We start from the raw sequence: 18,032 nt of genomic DNA on the forward strand, positions 1-18,032 counted from the left end.
TCCTTCTGTTGGTTGGGGTTTGCTGGCTGTCAGTTCAGGCCTGGAAGGGATCGCCCTCGAACACGTGCCAGACAAGGCCGGACGGCGTGACGACCGTGCCGACGAATCGGCCAGGCGGTCGGTGGTGGCCGGTCCCGGCGATGTGGATCCAGCGCTGGTCGCCGCGGTCCTCGGCCGGGTACGTGGTGAACCACAGGTCGACGTGGTCGCTGCCGCCATCGCGGGTGGGCGCGACGGACAGCACCTGCCCACCCGCATGGATCGCGACGAGCTGCCGATCGGCGACGGGGATCGTGACGCGGTGAATCACCGGGCCGAGGTCAGCCCCGCTCACTGCTGCGCCTGCGCGTCGGCGGCCTGGGCGTCCGCGAGGAACGCGATCAGCTGATCGGCCTCGGCGGCGGTGAGGTTCGCTGCGGAGGTGAATTTCCGCCCGAACTGCCCCTCGAGGTAGTCGAGCTTCTGCTTGCGGGTGTCGAGCTTCTCCGCGGTCAGCAGCTCGCCGACGCGCTTCTGCTGCTCCGGGGTGGCCATCGCGACCTCGGGCTCCGGCTCGCTGGCCTGCGCGATGTCCACTTTTGCGCCTGAATCCGAGGCAGGCTCCGGATCGGCGGCCGGGGCCGCGATGCCGAGCGCCGCGTCGAGCGCCGCGACGCCGCGCTTCGTCGGGGTGACCCGCTCGACGGTCGCGCGGATAGGTTCGAGCTCGAGCTCCTCGCGGGTGTGCGCGATGCCGAGCAGCACGTCGGGCGCAATCTTTCGGCAGACCTCGGTCGCGGCCTTCGCGTAGAGCATCGCCTGCGGGTCGGTGTCGTACTTCTTGTTCGTGGTGTATCCGGCCTTGCGTGCCCGCTCGTACGTCCACGTGGATTCCTCGACCTGGCCGGTACTCGGGTCAGTGCCGCGTACGGTGACCGAGTCGTCTGCGGTCGCGACGGTCTCGAGGAGGAATCCACGGGTCTTGAGCAGCGCCACCATGGTGCGGGCGTAGATCGCGGGCGAGCCGTGCACAACGAAGATCTGCTGCAGTGACTGGATGGGGTTCAGGCCGAGCTCGGCGCCGTAGAGGATCGCGGCCGTGCCGTCCTCCGGCTTTCCGCGGTAGATCGCCGGGACGAGGGCTGTCTTGCACATGCTCTCGGCGAGCTTGTACGCGATGTCCATCGCCTGTGCGTGCTGCATCAGCTGGCCAATGGCGCCCGCGGCATCCGGCGTCACAGCGAGGCTGGCGCCAGCGGGCAGAATGTCACCCTCGGTCAGGGGTGCGATTTCGTTGCTGGTCATGCGGGGATCCCTTCCAGGAAGTCGGTTTTCGTGTTGGCGTAGAGGGCGACGGTGCCGCCCTTGGCGTTTCGGCGGTCCGCGATGCGGTAGCCCTGACAGGTCGCGTACTGGGCCTGGCCCATCTCGGAGAGCACCTCGGTCTTCGTGCCGCGCTCCTCGACGTCGATGACCTTGCGATCGGCGTTGGCGGTCAGGTACCGGGCCGCGAGGTCCGGGGAGATCTCGACCTCGCGATCTCGCTCGATGTCGGGGTGCAGGCGGCGCACGGTCTCGTAGCAGCTGATCGTGGTGTCGAGCGGCGGCGGCGTACCGGCCGCGAGGCTGGCCGTCCAGGCCGAGGCCTTCGCGACGATCGCCTCAGCGCGGACCTCGGAGAACTCGACGGTGTAGATCCGAGGTCGGCCAAAGGTCGGCCACAGCACCAGGTCGGCCGGATCAGTGAACCCGCTCAGGTACTGCTGCCAGATGACCTGCGCGGCATAGTCGGCCGGCATCTCGCCGGATCCGTCGTCGCCCCATTCCTCGAGCGACTCGGCAGTCTTGACCTCGACCGCCTTCCGCGAGCGGCCGCGGCTGGCCCGGCGGTCGAGCGTGGCCGCGTTCGGGAACGGGAGGTCGTCGCGGCTGTACTGGACCTCGCGCTGACTCAGGCGCCATCCGGGGTTGCGCCACTTCCAGAACTCGGCGGCCGCGACCTCGGCGGCATGGCCGTAGTCGAACAGCTCCTGCGTCTGCTGGCTGATCGGCTCCGGCTCGAGCAGGCCGGCCATCTCGTGCCAGAGGGTGTACTGGCTCTTGTAGCGCGAGACGCCGAGGATGACGGGGATCTTCGACGCGGTGACCGTGCGAAGCCACTCGGGCGATCCGGGCTTGAGGTCGACATCAGGCATTCGTGTCTCCGATCAGTTCGAGGTTGTCGGGGTGGGTCAGGATCGGGTCAGGGCTGGACCTGTAGCGCACGAGCACCATTCGGCCCGCGACCCCCGCGATGCGGCCGTGCTCGGTGATCTCGCGGGTCGCAGGGCTGCGGTAGGCGACCAGTTCGCCGCGGTTGTCGCGGGCCTGAGCGAGGGTGATGGGCATCAGGCCACCGCCTCGAACAGACCGAGTTGTTCGCTGGGCGCCGGGGCCGCGCTCGGCGGCGCCAGGATGAGCGCGGCGACACGGGCCCCGGTGCCGGGATCTGACTTGCGGTGCCGCCGCGCCTCGGCCCGCAGCTCCGTGGGGAGGGACTCGACCCAACCCGCGATCTGCGCCCAGGTGAGCGTCGCGGCGTGCGCCGGATCGCTTCTCTTGCGGGCGCGGACGTAGTCGCCATCGGCGGTGACGGCAATGCCCCACGTGTAGGTCTGGCGGCACGATCCGTCCGGCCATTCGCCGCGAACGGTGCCGCCGCCCTGGCTGTCGCGGATCTCGCGGCACCAGTAGTCGGGAGCGTCGGCGAGGGCAAGAACCTGCCACGGGGCCAGCTCGCCCAGGAGTCGGCGCTGCGCATCGGTGATCACGCGAATCCCCTCCTCTCGTAGGTCTGACGGACCGCGGTGTCGCGCTCCTCGATCTGCTCGTCGGTCAGCTCCTCGCCGCCGGGGCGCAGGTACTCGCCGAACGCGGTCTTGCACTGGCCGCATGGCTCGTTCGACCGGGACACCGGGTTGCTGCATCCGGGGATGACGCAGCTCGGGAACAAGGTGTCGCGCATCAGGCCACCCCCGTCAGCACGCCGTCGCGGGGCACCCGGGCCGTCAGGCGGCGGGCTCGCAGCTCTGAGAGCACGACCACCCGGGTGTCCGCGTCGGTCTCGATGACCTGCACGGCCAGGCCGGTGGCGAAGGTGCCCCACTGCGTCGGCACGTCGGCCGTCAACAGGCCCCACATCAGAGCGCCCCCAGTTCGTCAGCCACCGCGGCGTCGTGCGCCCGGTCGGCAGCGGCGCCGTCGTCGAACACCGGCGGCCCGGTCGGCTTCCGCCTGGCGTAGAGGTAGACCTGCCCGGTCTCGCCGGTCTCACGGTCGACGACCTCGATGTACGCATTCGAGATGCCGCGCTGGTGCGCGACTGCGTGCTGATCGGCAGCGACCGGCCGCCAGCCCTCGTGCCCGTCGAGCTGACCCAGGTTCTCGGCCGCGGTGAGTGCAATGTCCTCGGCGTCCATCAGGCAGCCACCCCCCGGCGCTTCGCGCTGTAGCAGCCCACACAGAGGCCATGGCCGTGGTAGCGGGCGTGCGCCTTCGGCAGCTTCGTGGCCCTGTACGCAACGAGCGGGCGCTCACAGTCGGCGCAGTGATTTGGCATCTCCGCTCGCGGCTCAGTGGCCGGCAGTCCGAGCCGGACGCGCAGAACCTTCCGCGCGTGCCGGATCTTGTTGGTGCCCTCGGGGAATGCGACGCCTGCAACAACCATCCCGTTGAAGTCGGTCATCTCGAGGGCCGCGAACCCGCACTCACGCCACACCGCGCAGCCGTCGCACTGCATGAGCGCGGCCATGGCCCGGCGCGAGGCGCTCGGGAGGTTCGCCGTCGCCCAGCGCTCGGGGTCCTGGCCGCGGCACTTCGCGCGCTCCTGCCACTCGGCGGCCATCACCGACCACCCGCCGCGAAGTAGAGCGGGGCGCCGAACATCCCGCCGCCGATGGCGTAGCTCAGCAGCATCGGCGTGCTGATCACGTAGGCGCGCAGCCACGCCCAGTACGCGCGGGCGTTCACTGGCCACCGCCCAGGATGTCGAGGATGACCCGTCCGGCGTGGCGACCGAACTGGTCGCCGCACTCGGAGAGGGCGTTCGCGTAATCCCGGACCTGGCCGAGCGTGCCGTCGGCCGCCGGTGGTGCCTCCTGCTCGTCGATCTGCGCCTGCCGGTCGGCCAGCGCCAGCGCGGTCTCGGCGGACAGCTTCGCGAGGGCGAGCGACTCGCTCCGAAACATGTAGTCCTCGCTGCCATCGACGCCCGCCTCGCCGAGGCTGGCGGCCTGCTCGTCGAGCGCGGCGGCGAACCCGGCGAGGGAGATCGCGGGGGCGCTCATGCCGCCGCCGCCTCGGTCGTCGCGGCGAGCAGGAAGATGCGGACCGGGACGCCCGCGCGGTGCTGAACGGGACGCTTCACGGGCAGCTCGAGTCCCTCACGCTCGTAGAGCTTCTGGACGGTGGTCCCGCCCTGCAGAGTGGTGGTGATCATGGATTTCTCCTGGTTTTGGGTACGACGGGGCGCACGGACAGCGGCCCGCGTTCGATGTGGGTGTGGGTGGTGGATGACCGGTGGCGGCGATTCCGGCATCGGGCCGGGCAGGATTCCACTTCTGCTCGCCGCCACCGGCGGATTAGGTGGCCCCGCGCGCCGTGGCTTCCGTGCCGTCGCGCGGGGCCGGCGACCCTGCGCTCTGCGGGGCGAGGCCGCGAGCAGCAGGGAGGTTGCGGGCACTCACGACGCCGCCAACTGGATCAGCCAGGCGGCGCCGGTCAAGCCGAGGATCAGCATCGACAGCGCGGTGAGGAACACCCGGGGCGCGCTCATCCCTGCACCGCCAGCTGCGCGAGGAGAGCACGGACCAGAGTGGCGACGGCCTGCTGCGCTAGACAGAGCAGCGCGTCGACGGCGGACAGCACGACCAGCGTCGGGCCGCCGACGATCAGGCGGGCGTTCATGAGTGCCGTAGGATTCGACATCAGATTCCTTTCGTGGGGATTCGATGGCCGTCAGCTGTTGCCGCAGCTGGCGGCTTTTTCATGCGCGTCGACGAGTCGACGACTCGGCCTGGCCAGTGGTGTTGGCGCGTTCGAAGTCCGCGACTGCAGTGAGAGGGATCCGGATCGTCTGGCCGATCCGGAGGGCTGCAAGTCGGCCACCATCCACCTGCTTGTAGATGGCCGCGGGATGGCACCCCCACTTCTCGGCCAGCTCCTTCACGGAGACGTACGCCGCGCTCATGCCGTTGCGCCTAGCGATTGCGCGTCCTTCTCGGCCTTGCGCGAAAGCGCGCCGCTGATCTCCGTCATGACCACTGCGACCCACCGATCGGACGGCCTCGACTTCCCGTTCTCGACTCGCGAGAGATACGCGGGACTGACCTCCGCGGAGGCGGCAAGCTGTTCGATGGTGAGACCCGCAGCGGAGCGGAAGTGCCGGATCGATTGCCCGGTGCTCGGTGTGTAGGTCATGCGCAAGACAGTAGGCACTCTTACTCATAACTAGCAACTGCATACCCGGTGTTGCGGGCAGATCTTTGCTCAAGTCGGTAAGACTGGTACGTTCTTACCCATGTCGAACCATGGAGATGAGCAAGAATCCATTTTCGGAATCCGCATGGATGAGAAGGCTCGCGCCGCATGGGCCGCGAAAATCAAGCCCGCACGAGTCGCCCGGGGCCTCACTCAGCGAGACGTCGCGGACATGTCTGGCGTTTCACTCAAGACGGTCGGCAACATCGAGTCGGGGAGGCTGATTCCGCAAGCCGCGAATCTGCGCAAGCTGATGGTCGCCCTGGACCTCGGCCCCAACCCGATGGACAACTTCCCGGACTGGGTTGCGGAGTGGATCGCCGTGATAGCCCCCCTGATCCAAGCGATCCCCCAGCCGCCAAGGAATCAGGTGATGACCGAGGTCGTGATGATTCTCGGCAACGCGGCGGCCGGCAGGTATCCCGATAACGTCACGTCCTTGACACGAAATAACAACGTTCGAAGCCTTGACGTTGCCGACGATTCCAAGCTTGGCCCGGATGGAATGCCGCCATTCGACGAGCGGGAACTCCTTGCGGCGCGGCGAGTTTCGGATGATCAGGCAAGCCTGCGACCGAAGGCGCCAAACCCCGAGGACTACCCAGACGACGAAGGGCCTGAGTCAGGGGCCTAACGGTGAGGGGATCAGGGGTGGTAGAGCCGGGAGAGAATGACACCGATTCAGCTGTCGGTGGCCATGATCAGGGTGTCGAGTTGACCAGATGGCACCCATGGCGACGCCTCAGAGATCACTACCCCGAGGTATCTGTGACATGCAGATACCCCTTGCCCGGCACCCTTAAGGGAGCGTGGACGCAGCACGGGATCTACCTCCACCGAGACCTTGACCAGGCAGGCAGGCGATCAACACTGACGCACGAGCTGGTCCATCAAGAGCGGGGCTCCGTGTGCTCGGCCGACACAGACGACGCTCGCGAAGAACGCGCTGTTGACGAGATCGCCGCGCGCCGGCTCATCCCGATCGAGGACCTAGTCGATGCGCTGGCCTGGACCCGCTGGCGCGTCGGCAGCGAAGCGGCCGGCGAACTGTGGTGTGACGTCGCGATGCTCACAGTTCGGATTCAGTCCCTCACCCCTTTGGAGCGGAAGTACCTGAACGACGAGATGGTGCGCAGGCAGCCGTAGTGGCCGCCTCGAGACCCGAACCAGGCAGCCCTTCCGCCCGAGGGGCTCGACGGACCGCTGATTCATGACAGGAATGGCAGAAGATGAAGCCGCAGAAGCGCATTCGAAACGGGAAAGTCCGCTGGGTCGCGCGGTATGTCGGGACCGACGGCTCCGAGCGGAGCAAGACCTTCGAGCGCGAGAAGGACGCGAAGGCCTGGACTGCCGAGCGCGAGCGCGAGGTGCGGGTCGGCGACTGGATCGACCCGAAGGCGGGGGAGGTCACGGTCGGCCAGCTCTGGGCACATTGGGAGGCTGCCGCCCAATCAGACGGAACCCGCCGAATCCGGGCCCGCGTCGGGAAGAACCTCGGACGCCTCGAGCGCGCGCAGATCTCAGCATTGCGGCCCTCCGATGTACGCGAGTGGCATCACGCGCTGCGGAACGGTCGGCCATGGGTGCGAGGATGCGAAGGGCTGGCCGATACCACTGTCGCCACCTGGGCCGGGCAGTTCGCGGGCTGCATGGCGATGGCTGTCGCGGATGGCCTCCTCCACAAGTCGCCCTGCGAGAACGTGAGGGCGACCCGCCGAGAGAAGGCGCGGGCAGTTACGGCCGACGAGCTGGTCACGGCGAGCCAGGTGCACGCGATGGCCGAGGCGGCGCGAGTCGGACGGCTGGGGGGCAAGGACTGGGTTCCGGCGCACCCGACCCTCGCGCGCATGATCATCGTGGGCGCTGCCACGGGCCTTCGTGCTGGCGAGATCGCGGGGCTGCGAATTCGGTCGATCGACTTCCTGCGCAAGGAGGCGTCAATCACCGAACAGTCGACGGCGCGGACGGCGTCGTTCGAATGGGGCCGGTTGAAGACCCCCGCGTCGAAGCGCGTGCTTCCGCTCCCGCAGATCGCGATCGACGTGCTCGCCGAGGAGCTGGCCGACCGCCCAAGCGCGGATCGATCGGCGCCGATCTTCCGGACCTCTCGCGGTGGCATGTGGACCGCGTCGACGGTCGCCTACTCGGTCCGGTCCCTTCGCGACCGGTGCGGACTCGATGAAGCGGTGACCTGGCACAGCCTCCGCCACTTCTACGCGTCGACCCTCATCTACTCGGGCGCGAGCGTGAAGACCGTCCAGGCACGACTCGGCCACGCGTCTGCCTCGACGACCCTCGAGATCTACGCACACATGTGGCCAGGGGAGGATGAACGCACACGGACCGCCATCGATGCGGTGCTGAGTCGGGACCACGTCGGGACCGGCGACCAGACGCCCGCCGTTGCCGAAGCGCGGACCACCTCCACCGCTCAATAGAAAGACCAGGTAGTGCAGTATTTTCCCCGACGGGGTCACAGCTAGTGTCGGGCGTGTTCGCGGGCTTCACGGTCATCTTCGTCGTCATCGCCATCGGCTACATCCTGGGCCGGACGCGGGTGCTCGGCGAGCACGGCGAGTTCGTGCTCGGTCGGTTGGTGTTCTTCGTCGCCACCCCCGCGCTGCTCTTCGACACCCTCGCCACCGCCGATCTGGCGACGGTCTTCTCCCCCACCCTCGCGGTGGCCGCGGCCACGGCCTTCGTGGTCGGCGGCGTGTACCTGGCGATCGCGCTCGGCTGGCTGCGCAGGCCACTGCCCGAATCCACGATCGGCGCGCTGGCCGCCTCCTACGTGAACTCCGCCAACCTGGGCATCCCGATCTCGGTGTTCGTGCTCGGCGACGCGTCGTTCGTGGCACCGCTGCTGCTGTTCCAGATCGTGGTGTACTCCCCGATCGCGCTGACCGCGCTCGACCTGGCGACCACCCGCAAGGGCACCTCGATCCGCGACACGCTCATCACCCCATTCCTCAACCCCATCGTGGTCGCCGGGATCGCCGGACTCGTGGTCGCCATCGCCGGCTGGACGCTACCGGAATCGCTGATCCAGCCGTTCCGGATCATCGGCGGGGCCTCCGTGCCTGGGGCGCTGCTGGCCTTCGGGTTGTCGCTGTACGGAGTCCGGGTGCTCCAGCGCGGCGTCAGTCCCCGCCGCGAGATCGCCCTCGCCTCGGTGCTCAAGATCCTGGTGCAACCGGTGTTGGCGTACCTGATGGCCCGCTTCCTGCTCGGCCTCGACGGCCACGACCTGTTCGCCGTCGTGGTCGTCTCCGCGCTGCCGACCGCGCAGAACGTGTTCGTGTACGCGAGCCGCTACCAGCGTGGCACGGTGCTCGCGCGGGACACCGCCCTCGTCACCACCCTGGCCTCGATCCCCGCCATCGCGCTCGTCGCCTGGGCACTGGCCTGACGCTCACCCGGCCGATCTGGGGCTACGGTGAGCCCATGCGCATCCTCGCCGTCGCGGCCCTGCTCAGCCTGGCCCTGGCCGGTTGCTCCGACGGCGACGCGTCGGGTCCGGCCACCGCCCCGAGTTCGCCCGCGGTGACCACCCAGGCGCCGATCGTCGCGGTGACGAGCCCGGCACCGCCGCCGGTGAACGACCCCGACGCCGAGCCCGGCATGGTGTTCACGGCCGACCCGACCATCGTCGAGGCGCACCCGACCCCCTTCGAGTCCTACACCGTCGTTGGCGAGACCGGCGACCGCGTGGCCGTGCACTTCACCGCCGGGGCGCCCGAGTGCTACGGCGCCGACGCCACGGTCACCGAGTCCGCCTCCTCCGTCACCATCGCGCTGCGCACGGGCACGAGGGCGGACGTGGTCGACAGGGTCTGCGTCATGATCGCGGTGCAGGCCACCCTCGAGGTCCAGCTCGCCGCGCCCCTCGGGAACCGACAGGTGATCAGCGGGTAGCGGCCCGGACTGTGCGCGATCTTCACCCCGACCCGGGTACGAATCGCGCACGGGCCGCGGAGCGGCGCCGCATGTAGTCGCTGACCACCGCCGCACCGAGCCCGTCCAGGTCAGGGGCCACGACCCTGCCGCCGACCCGCTGCGCCATCCGGTCGACAACCCTGGCCAGCCCCGGATCGTCGCCGAGCCGGAATATCGTCACCTGAGCGCCGAGCCGCGCGAGGTTGTCGAGCTCACGGACGGTGAGCCCCAACGTCTTCGGATGCGGCGGATAGTCGAAGAAGGCGTGCCCGTCCGGTTCCAGGTGTGCCGTCGGCTCCCCGTCGGTGACGATGAGCACGACCGGCTGGGCGTTCGGGTTACGCCTCAGGTGCCTGCCCGCCAGCAGCAACGCGTGATGGAGGTTGGTGCCCTGGTCCCATGCGCCGTCGAGCCCGGCCAGCTCGGCCGGGCTGAGCTGCTGGGCCACGCGGCCGAACGCGATCAGCTGCAGGTCGTCGCCGCGAAATCGCGTGGTGATCAGGTGGTTCAGCGCCAGGGCCGTGCGCTTCATCGGCACCCACCTGCCGTCCATCACCATCGAGAACGAGGTGTCGACGAGCAGGGCGACCGCGGCGTGCACGCGCTGCTCGGTCTCGGCGACCTCCACATCCGAGACCCGCAGCCGCACGGGAAGGGAGGGCGCGGAGCCACCCGTCGCGGCCCGGAGCACCGCGTTCGTCACCGTGCGGGTCACGTCCCACGGCTCGGTGTCACCGAACTCCCAGCCCCTGCTGGCCCCCGTCGGCTCCCCCGTCGCACCTGCCCGCTGGGTGTCGCGCTCGCCGCGCCGACCCGAGAGCCGCTGCGCCACATCCCGGAACGCCGACTGTCCGAGCTGGCGCATGGCCTTCGGCGAGAGCCGCCACTGGCCGTCCGCCCCGCGCGCGAGGAAGCCCTGCCGCTGCAGCGCCCGCTCCAGTTCGGCCAGCGTGCGGGCGTCGGCCGCCGCCCCGTCACCGAGCTGCCTGGCCAGCGCCTCGGGGTCGATGTCGTCGAGCTGCGCGCCCGCGTACTGCTGCGAGAGCTGCTCGGCGAGCTGCTCGAGCTCGGCGATGTCAGCCAGTGCCCCCGTCCCCTCCCCGAGGCCCATGCCGTCGTCGCCGCGGAACCGCTGGGTGCCGTCCCAGTCCTCGCCGGGACGCGCCGCCCGCAGGTTCGCATCCAGCCGCTCCAGCTGGTCGATCAGGCTGGGGCTGCCGAACGCCTGCTGCGCCAACGCATCCAGCTCGGCGCGCTGCTCCGGGGTGAGCGAGTTGCGCAGCCGCTGCGCCGCCGCGGCCCGCCGCGCCAGCGAATCGAGCAGCTCCTCGGTGTTGCGCGGGTTCTCCGGGAAATAGTCGCCGTGCGCCGCCATGAACTCGTCGAAGTCGGACTGGGTGTCCTCGCCGCGAGAGTGCTTGTCCAGCAAGTTGTTCAAGTCGCGGAGCATCGCGTCGATGCGGTCGCGGTCCTCGTCGGTCGCGCCTGCGAGGGCCTCCTTCATCCCGGCGAACCGCTGATCGAGCAGCTCCCGTCCGAGCAGCTCGCGGATCTTCTCGTAGTCCGCACGGGCGGACGCGTCGCGCCAGCGGTACTCCGACAGGTCCCGCACGGCCTGGGCCGTCGACGTGGGCAGCTCGTCGAGCTGCAACTCGGAGAACCGGGCGTCGTCGTCCAACGCGCGCGCCAGCTCCTTGCGCTCGGCGAGCAACGCCCGTTCCAGCAGCTCGCGGACCTCGTCGAGGGTGCCACCGAGATGATTGCGCTCCAACAGCTCTCGCCTGCGCCGATTCGCGCGCGCGGCGAGATCGTCGAGGCCGCGCGTGTCCGCCGTGCCGCGGCGCAACAGCTCGCGCAGCGCCCGCCTGGGTGACGCGCCCTCGAGCACGTCGTTGCCGATCGCCTCCAGCGCCTCCCGCAGGTCCACCGGTGGGAGCAGCGGGTCCGGGCCACCCTGGTACGGCCCGTACCGCGCCCGGTGCGGATCACCCCGACCCCCGGACCGGGGATGCCGGGAGCCAGGTCGCGGCGGCTCGGTCATCCGCTGTAGACCAGCTGTCCGTCGTCGTCGGGGAACTTCGCGATGCGCCGGGCCAGGTACAGGCCCTCGAGCGCCAGCTCGACCGCGGACGCCCGCGCCCCCGTGCTCTCGGCGCCGAAGCGGGCGGCCACCTCGTCCAGCACGTCGATCTCGGGCAGCTCACCGAGCAGGTCCTTCGCGGTCACCCGGTCGCCGGTGATCACCGGCCCGCCCGCCTCGACCGCCGCCACCAGGGGCGCCAGGTCCACCCCGCCGAGCCGCTCACGCACCGTGTCCGCGGTCGCCCGGCGCAGCAGGTGTTCGAGCACGTCCAGCTCGCGCCCCTCCTCACCGGACTCGAACTCCACCTTGCCGCGCAGCACCTCGATCACCGTGCCCAGGTCGACCGGCCGCGCCACCGGGTCGGCCTCGCCGAGCACAGCGCCGCGGTGCACGGCGGCCGCGCTGACGGTCTCGGCCCCTGCCACCGCGAACCGGGCGGACACGCCCGAGCGCTGGTCCACCGAGGCGGACTCGCGCAGCAGCCGGGTGAACCGGGCCAGGATCTCCAGGAGGTGGTCGGGCACCTCGGCGCGCAGGTGCGCCTCCTGCTCGATGACCGCGATCTCGTCCTCGAGCGCGGCCGGATAGTGGGTGCGGATCTCGGCGCCGAATCGGTCCTTGAGTGGGGTGATGATGCGGCCGCGGTTCGTGTAGTCCTCCGGGTTCGCGCTGGCCACCAGGAGCACGTCCAGCGGCAGCCGCAGCGTGTACCCGCGCACCTGGATGTCCCGCTCCTCCATCACGTTCAGCAGCGAGACCTGGATCCGCTCGGCCAGGTCGGGCAGCTCGTTGATGCCGACGATGCCGCGGTGCGCGCGCGGGACCAACCCGAAGTGGATGGTCTCCGGATCGCCGAGGCTGCGCCCCTCGGCGACCTTCACCGGATCCACGTCGCCGACCAGGTCCGCCACCGAGGTGTCCGGGGTCGCGAGCTTCTCCGAGTAGCGCTCGTCGCGGTGCCGCCAGGCCACCGGCAGCTCGTCGCCCATGGCGGCGGCGCGGCGGATCGAGGCGGGCGTGATCGGCTCGTACGGGTGCTCGCCCAGCTCCGCACCCTCGATCACCGGGGTCCACTCGTCGAGCAGCAGCGGCAGGGTGCGCAGCAGCCGGGTCTTGCCCTGGCCGCGCTCGCCGAGCAGCACGACGTCGTGGCCCGCGATCAGGGCCCGCTCGAGCTGCGGCAGCACCGTGTCGCCGAAACCGACGATCCCCGGCCACGGCTCGCGGCCGTCGCGCAGCGCGGCGAGCAGGTTCTCTCGCATCTCGTCCCGGACCGGTCGCAGCACGTGTCCGGACGCGCGCAGTTCGCCGACCGTGCGCGGAAAACCATCGGGAGCGGTGGCAGTCACCACTTCACGCTACGAGCGTTCGGCGAATTCGGCACGCGTGTGGCCAAATCGGCATCTACCGAGCCGCGGGCCGCGTGGCCGATTCGAGACCTCGGATCGCCGACACCGCGGCACACCGCGGGGTAGTTTTCCGCGGGTGCGGGTTGCACTCGGCAGTCCGCCGCGTCGAGATGCGGAGTGCCCATCATGACCGCGGAGCACGATCACAACACCACCCCACCTGCGAACAAGCGCCTGCTGGCCCTCGCAGTGGTCCTGCTGCTGCTCCCGATCGTTGCCATCCTGTGGGTCTCGAGCTACGCGCGGACGGGCCCCGAACTGGGCGGCGTGCCGTTCTTCTTCTGGTACCAGTTCCTGTGGGTGTTCCTCTGCGCGGGCGCCACCTGGTCGGCCTACCGGATCGTGTTGAAGGCCCGCCCGCACCGGCCGATGACCGACGGGCCCGCGCAGGAGGTCGACGGCGACGGGTCCGAGCGGTGAACGCCACGACCATGCTGGCCGCGAGCGAGACCGGTGTCAACGGCGTGGCACTGGCCGTCCTGATCGCCCTGTTCTCGCTCGTGACGGTGATGGGCTTCCTGGCCTCGCGCTGGCGCCGGGCGTCGAACCTGCAGACCCTCGACGAGTGGGGGCTCGGCGGCCGCAGCTTCGGCACCTGGGTCACGTGGTTCCTGATCGGCGGCGACATCTACACCGCCTACACCTTCATCGCGGTGCCTGCCGCGATGTTCGCGCTCGGCTCGGTGAGCGGCTTCTTCGCGATCCCGTACGCGATCGTGGTGTATCCGATCATCTTCGTCTTCATGTCGCGGCTGTGGTCGGTGAGCCACCGGCACGGGTACGTCACCACCGCGGACTTCGTCGGCGGCCGGTACGGCTCCCGGTGGCTGTCGCTGGCGATGGCACTGACCGGCATCCTCGCGACGATGCCGTACATCGCGCTGCAGCTGGTCGGCATCCAGGCGGTGCTCGAGGTCATCGGCATCGGCGGCGCGGACAACGTGATCGCCAGGGACCTGCCGCTGCTCATCGCGTTCGCGGTGCTGGCCGCCTACACCTACTCGTCGGGCCTGCGGGCACCCGCGATCATCGCGTTCGTCAAGGACACGCTGATCTACCTCGTCATCATCGTGGCGGTGATCTACCTGCCGTCCCGCTACGGCGGCTGGGGCCACATCTTCGACGCCGCCGAGGCCAAGATGACCACCCCCAATCCCGCCACCGGCAAGCCGACAGGGACGTTCATCCCGAACAGCCAGCAGTACTGGGCCTACGCGACCCTGGCGCTCGGCTCGGCGCTGGCGCTGTTCATGTACCCGCACTCGATCACCGCCACGCTGTCGTCGAAGTCCCGCAACACCATTCGGCGCAACGCCGCGATCCTGCCCGCTTACACGTTCCTGCTTGGCCTGCTCGCCCTGCTCGGCTGGGTGGCGATCGCCGCAGGCACCAAGCCGATCGGCCTCGACGGCAAACCCAATGCGCAGCTGGTGGTCCCGCAGCTATTCGAGGACGCGTTCCCGGCCTGGTTTGCCGGGGTCGCGTTCTCGGCGATCGCGATCGGCGCGCTGGTGCCGGCGGCGATCATGTCCATCGCGGCGGCGAACCTGTTCACCCGCAACGTGTACCGCGAATGGTTCAGGCCCGGAGCGACGCCTGCGCAGGAGGCCAAGGTCAGCAAGTTGACCTCGTTGTTCGTCAAGTTCGTCGCGCTGATCTTTGTGCTGACCCTCGACAAGCAGAACGCCATCAATTTCCAGCTGCTGGGCGGCATCTGGATCCTGCAGACCTTCCCCGCCATCGTGTTCGGGCTCTACACCCGCTGGTTCCACCGCTGGGCGCTGCTCGCGGGCTGGGCGGTCGGCATGGTGTACGGCACGATCGCGGCGTACAACGTCTCGTCCGCCACCACGCCGCACTTCGCCGGCTCGCTCGCCTCGATCCCCGGTATCGCGCAGATGGGTTACATCGCGTTGACGGCGTTCGTGGTCAACATCATCGTCGCCGCGGTGCTCACGCTGGTCATGCGGGCGGTCAAGGCGCCGGAGGGGGTGGACGCGACCATCAGGGGCGACTACTTCGCGGACGCGGGCGATCCCCGGGTGGCACCGCTGCCGCCGACCCCGACGGAGGCCACCCCCAGCCCGTGACGGGCACGGTCGGGAATCCGGCTGGCACGCCGCCGAAGACTCCTAGACTCTGCCCATGGAGACCTGGCTGCTGCCCGTCCTGCTCGGACTCGGTCTGGCCGCGGCCACCGGGCTGCGCACCTTCCTGCCGCTGCTGATGCTCAGTGCGGCCGCGCACTTCGAGCTGTTCGGCATCGTCCTCGGCGAGAGCTTCGCGTGGGTCGGCTCGACGGGCGCGTTGGTCGCGCTGGCCGTCGCGACCGCGGTCGAACTGCTCGCAGACCTGATCCCCGTGGTGGACAACGCCCTCGGCGTGTTCGGTACCTTCACCCGGCCGATCGCGGCGGCGATCGCCGCGGGCGCGGTGTTCACTGATCTCGGCCCCACCGGCGCGGTGATCGCAGGCATCATCGTCGGCGCGCCGACCGCGCTGGCGTTCAGCGCCGCCCAGACCGGGACGAGGGCGGCGAGCACGGCGGGTACCGCCGGATTGGCGAATCCGGTGATCTCGGTGGTCGAGGACGTCCTCTCGTTCGTCATGGTGCTGGTCGCCTTCGTTCTCCCGCTGCTGATCCCGGTGCTGCTGGCCGTCCTGCTGTGGTTCGCGTGGAAGGGCGTGCGTCGGGTGCGGGCGCTGCGGCAGGCGTAGGTCGCGCCGCAGCGCCGGCAACCCACCGGCGTCAGGGGATCTGCTTGGCCAGACCGTTGCGGCGGAAGTCGGAGAACTGCCCGCTGTCCGAGCAGAATCCACAGTTCTGGCCGAAGAACTCGGCGCGGGCGTTCTGGTCGTCCATCAGCCAGTACCGGAGCCAGGCCGTGGACGGACCGCGCATGTCGCCGCCCGAGATACCGGTGCCGAAGTGGGTGGCTCCGCGCAGCTCCGCGTACTCGGCCGGGACATGATCGGCGTCGTTGTACATGCCCTTGACCAGGACCGGCCAGACGATCGCGTCGAACTGACCGGCGAGGAACAGCACCGGCTCGTCGATCAGATCGACGTCGTTGAGCGGGCCCGGCTGGATCGCGACGACGGTGTCCACCCGGGGATCGACGGCGGCGTTGATCGCACCCGATCCGCCCTGGGAGTGGCCGGCCGAGCCGATCCGGTCCAGGTCCACCTTGCCGTGGAAGACGCTGGCGGGGTCGGCGTTGAGACCCTCGATGAGGTCGATTCCGCTGCGCATGGTGATCGCGAAGTTGCTCGCGGGCGTGTTGGCGGCGACCACGATGAAGCCGTGGCTGGCGTAGTGCCGCAGCAGCAGGGTGTAGGCACCGGGGAGCACCCCGGTGCCGTTGCCCCAGATCACCACGGGGTGCTTCTCCCCGTGCGCCCCCATGTTCTGGGGGTAGTACAGCGTGTGCACCGCACCGATGCTGACCTCCGGCGCATACGGACCCGGCGCGGCCCAGTTCCGCCCGACGCTCGGGATGCCCTCGGCCTGAGCGGGGGCGGCGACGGCCGTCAGTGTCAGCGCGGTGACCGCGGCCGTGATGGCGGCCGTGACGGCGGCGGCCAGCCAGGCCCTGACCATGGAAGTGCGAGTGCGCATGCGCGAACCTCTTCCCTTTCGATAGTCGCCCGAGGGCGGGTTGCGCACCGGCACAGCATGTCTCCTGCCCGGTGACGGGAGTACTGGCGTGAAAGCTATGCCGCACCCCCGCCGCCCGTTGGCGGAAATCCGATCTCCGCGCGGGCTCTGTGCCCGAGCACAATCGGGCGGCCCCCGCACTGGCTCGGCTGCCCAGATCGAGCTATCGGCGGGCGGCCTCCACGGCCAGGGCCAGCTCGATCATCGCGCGCGGGTCGGTGATCGAACGGGCGGTCAGATCCTCGATCCGCCGCAACCGGTTCAGGACGGTGTTGCGGTGGCAGTACAACGCCGAGGCCGCGCCCGCCGCCGAGCCGCCTGCGTCCAGCCAGGCGGTCACGGTGTCGAGCAGCAGGTCGCGTTCGACCGGCGGCAACCGCAGCACCGGGCCGAGCACCACCGTTCGGAGTCGCTCCGCGAGGTCCGGCTGAGCGGCGACCAGCGCAGCGGGCAGTCTTCGATCGAGCACCACCACCTCGTCGGTGCCGGGCGCGCAGGTCTGCAATGCGACCTCGGCCAGCCAACGGGCCCTGGCCAGCTCGGCCAGCGAGCCAACCACCGGGCTGATCCCGGCGGACACCCCCTGTTCCTCCAGCAGCCGAGCGGGCTCGGCCACCTCGTCCGACCCGAGCGAGATCAGCCCCACCTCGTGATCCGCGCGGATCCGCCACAGGATGTGGAAGCCCCCGGTCGCCGCGTGCCCCCGACCCCGGGGCAGACCGGCGCCCCGCCCGACCGACCGCACCACGGCCACCGCGTAGCGGCCGCGCTCGGCCAGGCCGAGAAAGGCCGACGCCTCCGCGACGAGGCCGGCTCCCCCACCGACGGGGAAGTCGGCTCCCGGCCCGCCCAGCAGGACGTCGAGCACCGCGTTCCGCCGCTCGCCGTCCCGGGCCAGGCGCTCCGATTCCGCCTCCTGATAGGCATCGGCGACCGCGCCGACGAGGAGGTCGACGATGTCCCACAGGTCGCCGACGCACGGCAAGAGGTCGGGCAGCGAGGCCGGGTACTCCTCCGCCACCGTCTCGATCATGGCCTGCCAGAGCAGCCGGCAGCCGCGCCGGTACGCGTCCTGCAGCGAGGACAGCGGCAGGCCCTGCTCGGCGCGGGTCCGGCCGGTCCACGCGGCATCGGAGAGGTCGACGGGACGATCCTCGGAGCGGTCCAGCATCGAGGTCATGGCCTGACGCAGGTTGTGCAGGATCGTGTCCCGCAGCTCCACGGGGGCAACCAGGGCCGCGTAGGCGCCGTCCTCGGCGAGGATCTGCTCGGCCAGGCCGGTGGCGATCGCGGGCAGCCGGCCCGAGAGCGGCCGCGCCACCGCGGTCAGGATGTGTGAGGCGTTGTCCCCGTCGCGCACCCAGCCGCCGCCCTTCTCCACGAGACCATCCCGCAGCCGCAGGCACGGTGCGTGATGAGCGCGATGGTAGCCCGCGGGGCGGCGCCGACG

At 70.0% G+C, this 18,032-nt stretch carries 27 protein-coding genes; 8 read left to right on the forward strand and 19 right to left on the reverse strand.

From position 1 onward, the window contains the following. Positions 1-34 precede the first annotated feature (34 nt). The 15 genes from BR31_RS0109925 to BR31_RS28125 all read right to left on the reverse strand — a co-directional run bounded on the left by BR31_RS0109925 (position 35) and on the right by BR31_RS28125 (position 5,436). Entirely contained in the window at positions 35-334 is a 300-nt protein-coding gene (locus BR31_RS0109925; protein WP_027500826.1) for a DUF7352 domain-containing protein, read from the reverse strand. Then, the gene (locus tag BR31_RS30565) at positions 331-1,284 is read right to left on the reverse strand and encodes a hypothetical protein (protein ID WP_051637270.1); all 954 of its coding nucleotides are present in this window, start codon (positions 1,282-1,284) and stop codon (positions 331-333) included. Before BR31_RS30565 ends, BR31_RS0109925 begins: the two co-directional genes overlap by 4 nt. After that, positions 1,281-2,174: a YqaJ viral recombinase family protein gene (locus tag BR31_RS0109935; protein ID WP_027500827.1), complete on the reverse strand. Its 894-nt coding sequence runs from the start codon at positions 2,172-2,174 to the stop codon at positions 1,281-1,283. The genes BR31_RS30565 and BR31_RS0109935 overlap by 4 nt, the downstream gene beginning before the upstream one ends. Beyond that, the gene (locus BR31_RS0109940; RefSeq protein ID WP_027500828.1) at positions 2,167-2,367 is read right to left on the reverse strand and encodes a hypothetical protein; all 201 of its coding nucleotides are present in this window, start codon (positions 2,365-2,367) and stop codon (positions 2,167-2,169) included. The genes BR31_RS0109935 and BR31_RS0109940 overlap by 8 nt, the downstream gene beginning before the upstream one ends. Further along, positions 2,367-2,789: a hypothetical protein gene (locus BR31_RS0109945; protein ID WP_231496427.1), complete on the reverse strand. Its 423-nt coding sequence runs from the start codon at positions 2,787-2,789 to the stop codon at positions 2,367-2,369. Before BR31_RS0109945 ends, BR31_RS0109940 begins: the two co-directional genes overlap by 1 nt. After that, the gene (locus tag BR31_RS28115; protein WP_051637271.1) at positions 2,786-2,983 is read right to left on the reverse strand and encodes a hypothetical protein; all 198 of its coding nucleotides are present in this window, start codon (positions 2,981-2,983) and stop codon (positions 2,786-2,788) included. The genes BR31_RS0109945 and BR31_RS28115 overlap by 4 nt, the downstream gene beginning before the upstream one ends. Beyond that, complete coding sequence (locus tag BR31_RS31480) at positions 2,983-3,159, reverse strand: hypothetical protein (protein ID WP_156042427.1); 177 nt, start codon at positions 3,157-3,159, stop codon at positions 2,983-2,985. Before BR31_RS31480 ends, BR31_RS28115 begins: the two co-directional genes overlap by 1 nt. Next, on the reverse strand, positions 3,159-3,437 hold the full coding sequence (locus BR31_RS0109960) for a hypothetical protein (RefSeq protein ID WP_027500830.1): 279 nt from the start codon (positions 3,435-3,437) through the stop codon (positions 3,159-3,161). Before BR31_RS0109960 ends, BR31_RS31480 begins: the two co-directional genes overlap by 1 nt. Continuing rightward, positions 3,437-3,862, reverse strand: a complete 426-nt coding sequence (locus BR31_RS31840; protein ID WP_197023585.1) for a WhiB family transcriptional regulator — start codon at positions 3,860-3,862, stop codon at positions 3,437-3,439. The genes BR31_RS0109960 and BR31_RS31840 overlap by 1 nt, the downstream gene beginning before the upstream one ends. Beyond that, the gene (locus tag BR31_RS32405) at positions 3,862-3,987 is read right to left on the reverse strand and encodes a hypothetical protein (protein WP_269321337.1); all 126 of its coding nucleotides are present in this window, start codon (positions 3,985-3,987) and stop codon (positions 3,862-3,864) included. Before BR31_RS32405 ends, BR31_RS31840 begins: the two co-directional genes overlap by 1 nt. Next, positions 3,984-4,304 (reverse strand): hypothetical protein, encoded by a 321-nt coding sequence (locus BR31_RS31845; protein ID WP_027500832.1) that lies wholly within the window; start codon positions 4,302-4,304, stop codon positions 3,984-3,986. The genes BR31_RS32405 and BR31_RS31845 overlap by 4 nt, the downstream gene beginning before the upstream one ends. Then, a complete protein-coding gene (locus BR31_RS31485; protein ID WP_156042428.1) occupies positions 4,301-4,456 on the reverse strand; it encodes a hypothetical protein in 156 nt (51 codons plus the stop codon). Before BR31_RS31485 ends, BR31_RS31845 begins: the two co-directional genes overlap by 4 nt. Positions 4,457-4,788: 332 nt before the next feature. Continuing rightward, positions 4,789-4,944, reverse strand: a complete 156-nt coding sequence (locus BR31_RS31490) for a hypothetical protein (protein WP_156042429.1) — start codon at positions 4,942-4,944, stop codon at positions 4,789-4,791. Between the two features lie 58 nt (positions 4,945-5,002). Beyond that, positions 5,003-5,206 carry a helix-turn-helix domain-containing protein gene (locus BR31_RS28120; protein ID WP_037176168.1) on the reverse strand — a complete coding sequence of 68 codons (204 nt, stop codon included), beginning with the start codon at positions 5,204-5,206 and terminating at the stop codon, positions 5,003-5,005. Continuing rightward, positions 5,203-5,436 (reverse strand): helix-turn-helix domain-containing protein, encoded by a 234-nt coding sequence (locus tag BR31_RS28125; RefSeq protein WP_037176170.1) that lies wholly within the window; start codon positions 5,434-5,436, stop codon positions 5,203-5,205. The genes BR31_RS28120 and BR31_RS28125 overlap by 4 nt, the downstream gene beginning before the upstream one ends. Positions 5,437-5,536: 100 nt before the next feature. Here BR31_RS28125 and BR31_RS28130 point away from each other — a divergent pair, with 100 nt between their 5' ends. The 5 genes from BR31_RS28130 to BR31_RS0110020 all read left to right on the forward strand — a co-directional run bounded on the left by BR31_RS28130 (position 5,537) and on the right by BR31_RS0110020 (position 9,411). Then, positions 5,537-6,130, forward strand: a complete 594-nt coding sequence (locus BR31_RS28130; RefSeq protein ID WP_081830400.1) for a helix-turn-helix domain-containing protein — start codon at positions 5,537-5,539, stop codon at positions 6,128-6,130. 272 nt (positions 6,131-6,402) lie between these two features. Next, complete coding sequence (locus BR31_RS32130) at positions 6,403-6,642, forward strand: hypothetical protein (protein ID WP_231496428.1); 240 nt, start codon at positions 6,403-6,405, stop codon at positions 6,640-6,642. Between the two features lie 83 nt (positions 6,643-6,725). Further along, positions 6,726-7,934 carry a tyrosine-type recombinase/integrase gene (locus BR31_RS30570; protein WP_051637272.1) on the forward strand — a complete coding sequence of 403 codons (1,209 nt, stop codon included), beginning with the start codon at positions 6,726-6,728 and terminating at the stop codon, positions 7,932-7,934. 44 nt (positions 7,935-7,978) lie between these two features. Further along, entirely contained in the window at positions 7,979-8,905 is a 927-nt protein-coding gene (locus BR31_RS0110015) for an AEC family transporter (RefSeq protein WP_027500834.1), read from the forward strand. Positions 8,906-8,940: 35 nt separating this feature from the next. Further along, positions 8,941-9,411, forward strand: a complete 471-nt coding sequence (locus BR31_RS0110020) for a hypothetical protein (RefSeq protein WP_027500835.1) — start codon at positions 8,941-8,943, stop codon at positions 9,409-9,411. Positions 9,412-9,433: 22 nt separating this feature from the next. Here the strand turns inward: BR31_RS0110020 and BR31_RS28140 are convergent, their stop codons facing one another. Then, positions 9,434-11,473 (reverse strand): vWA domain-containing protein, encoded by a 2,040-nt coding sequence (locus BR31_RS28140; protein WP_231496429.1) that lies wholly within the window; start codon positions 11,471-11,473, stop codon positions 9,434-9,436. Further along, positions 11,470-12,867: a sigma 54-interacting transcriptional regulator gene (locus tag BR31_RS0110030; RefSeq protein ID WP_027500836.1), complete on the reverse strand. Its 1,398-nt coding sequence runs from the start codon at positions 12,865-12,867 to the stop codon at positions 11,470-11,472. The genes BR31_RS28140 and BR31_RS0110030 overlap by 4 nt, the downstream gene beginning before the upstream one ends. Positions 12,868-13,050: 183 nt before the next feature. On the opposite strand from BR31_RS0110030, the gene BR31_RS28145 reads away from it, so the two are divergent. Genes BR31_RS28145 through BR31_RS0110045 form a run of 3 tightly spaced genes read left to right on the forward strand, consistent with a single transcriptional unit; the run spans position 13,051 to position 15,642 of the window. Beyond that, positions 13,051-13,344: a DUF3311 domain-containing protein gene (locus BR31_RS28145; protein ID WP_051637293.1), complete on the forward strand. Its 294-nt coding sequence runs from the start codon at positions 13,051-13,053 to the stop codon at positions 13,342-13,344. After that, complete coding sequence (gene mctP, locus BR31_RS0110040) at positions 13,341-15,014, forward strand: monocarboxylate uptake permease MctP (protein WP_269321338.1); 1,674 nt, start codon at positions 13,341-13,343, stop codon at positions 15,012-15,014. Before BR31_RS28145 ends, mctP begins: the two co-directional genes overlap by 4 nt. A 55-nt stretch (positions 15,015-15,069) precedes the next feature. After that, a complete protein-coding gene (locus BR31_RS0110045; protein WP_027500838.1) occupies positions 15,070-15,642 on the forward strand; it encodes a DUF4126 domain-containing protein in 573 nt (190 codons plus the stop codon). A 31-nt stretch (positions 15,643-15,673) separates the two neighbouring features. Here BR31_RS0110045 and BR31_RS0110050 read toward each other — a convergent pair whose 3' ends face one another. Then, positions 15,674-16,543 carry an alpha/beta hydrolase family protein gene (locus BR31_RS0110050; protein ID WP_037176175.1) on the reverse strand — a complete coding sequence of 290 codons (870 nt, stop codon included), beginning with the start codon at positions 16,541-16,543 and terminating at the stop codon, positions 15,674-15,676. 202 nt (positions 16,544-16,745) lie between these two features. Continuing rightward, positions 16,746-17,963, reverse strand: a complete 1,218-nt coding sequence (locus tag BR31_RS28150; protein ID WP_051637273.1) for a PucR family transcriptional regulator — start codon at positions 17,961-17,963, stop codon at positions 16,746-16,748. Positions 17,964-18,032 lie beyond the last annotated feature (69 nt).

The organism is Rhodococcus sp. UNC363MFTsu5.1 (assembly GCF_000686785.1).
In the GTDB taxonomy this organism is placed as follows: Bacteria; Actinomycetota; Actinomycetes; order Mycobacteriales; family Mycobacteriaceae; genus Rhodococcus_G; species Rhodococcus_G maanshanensis.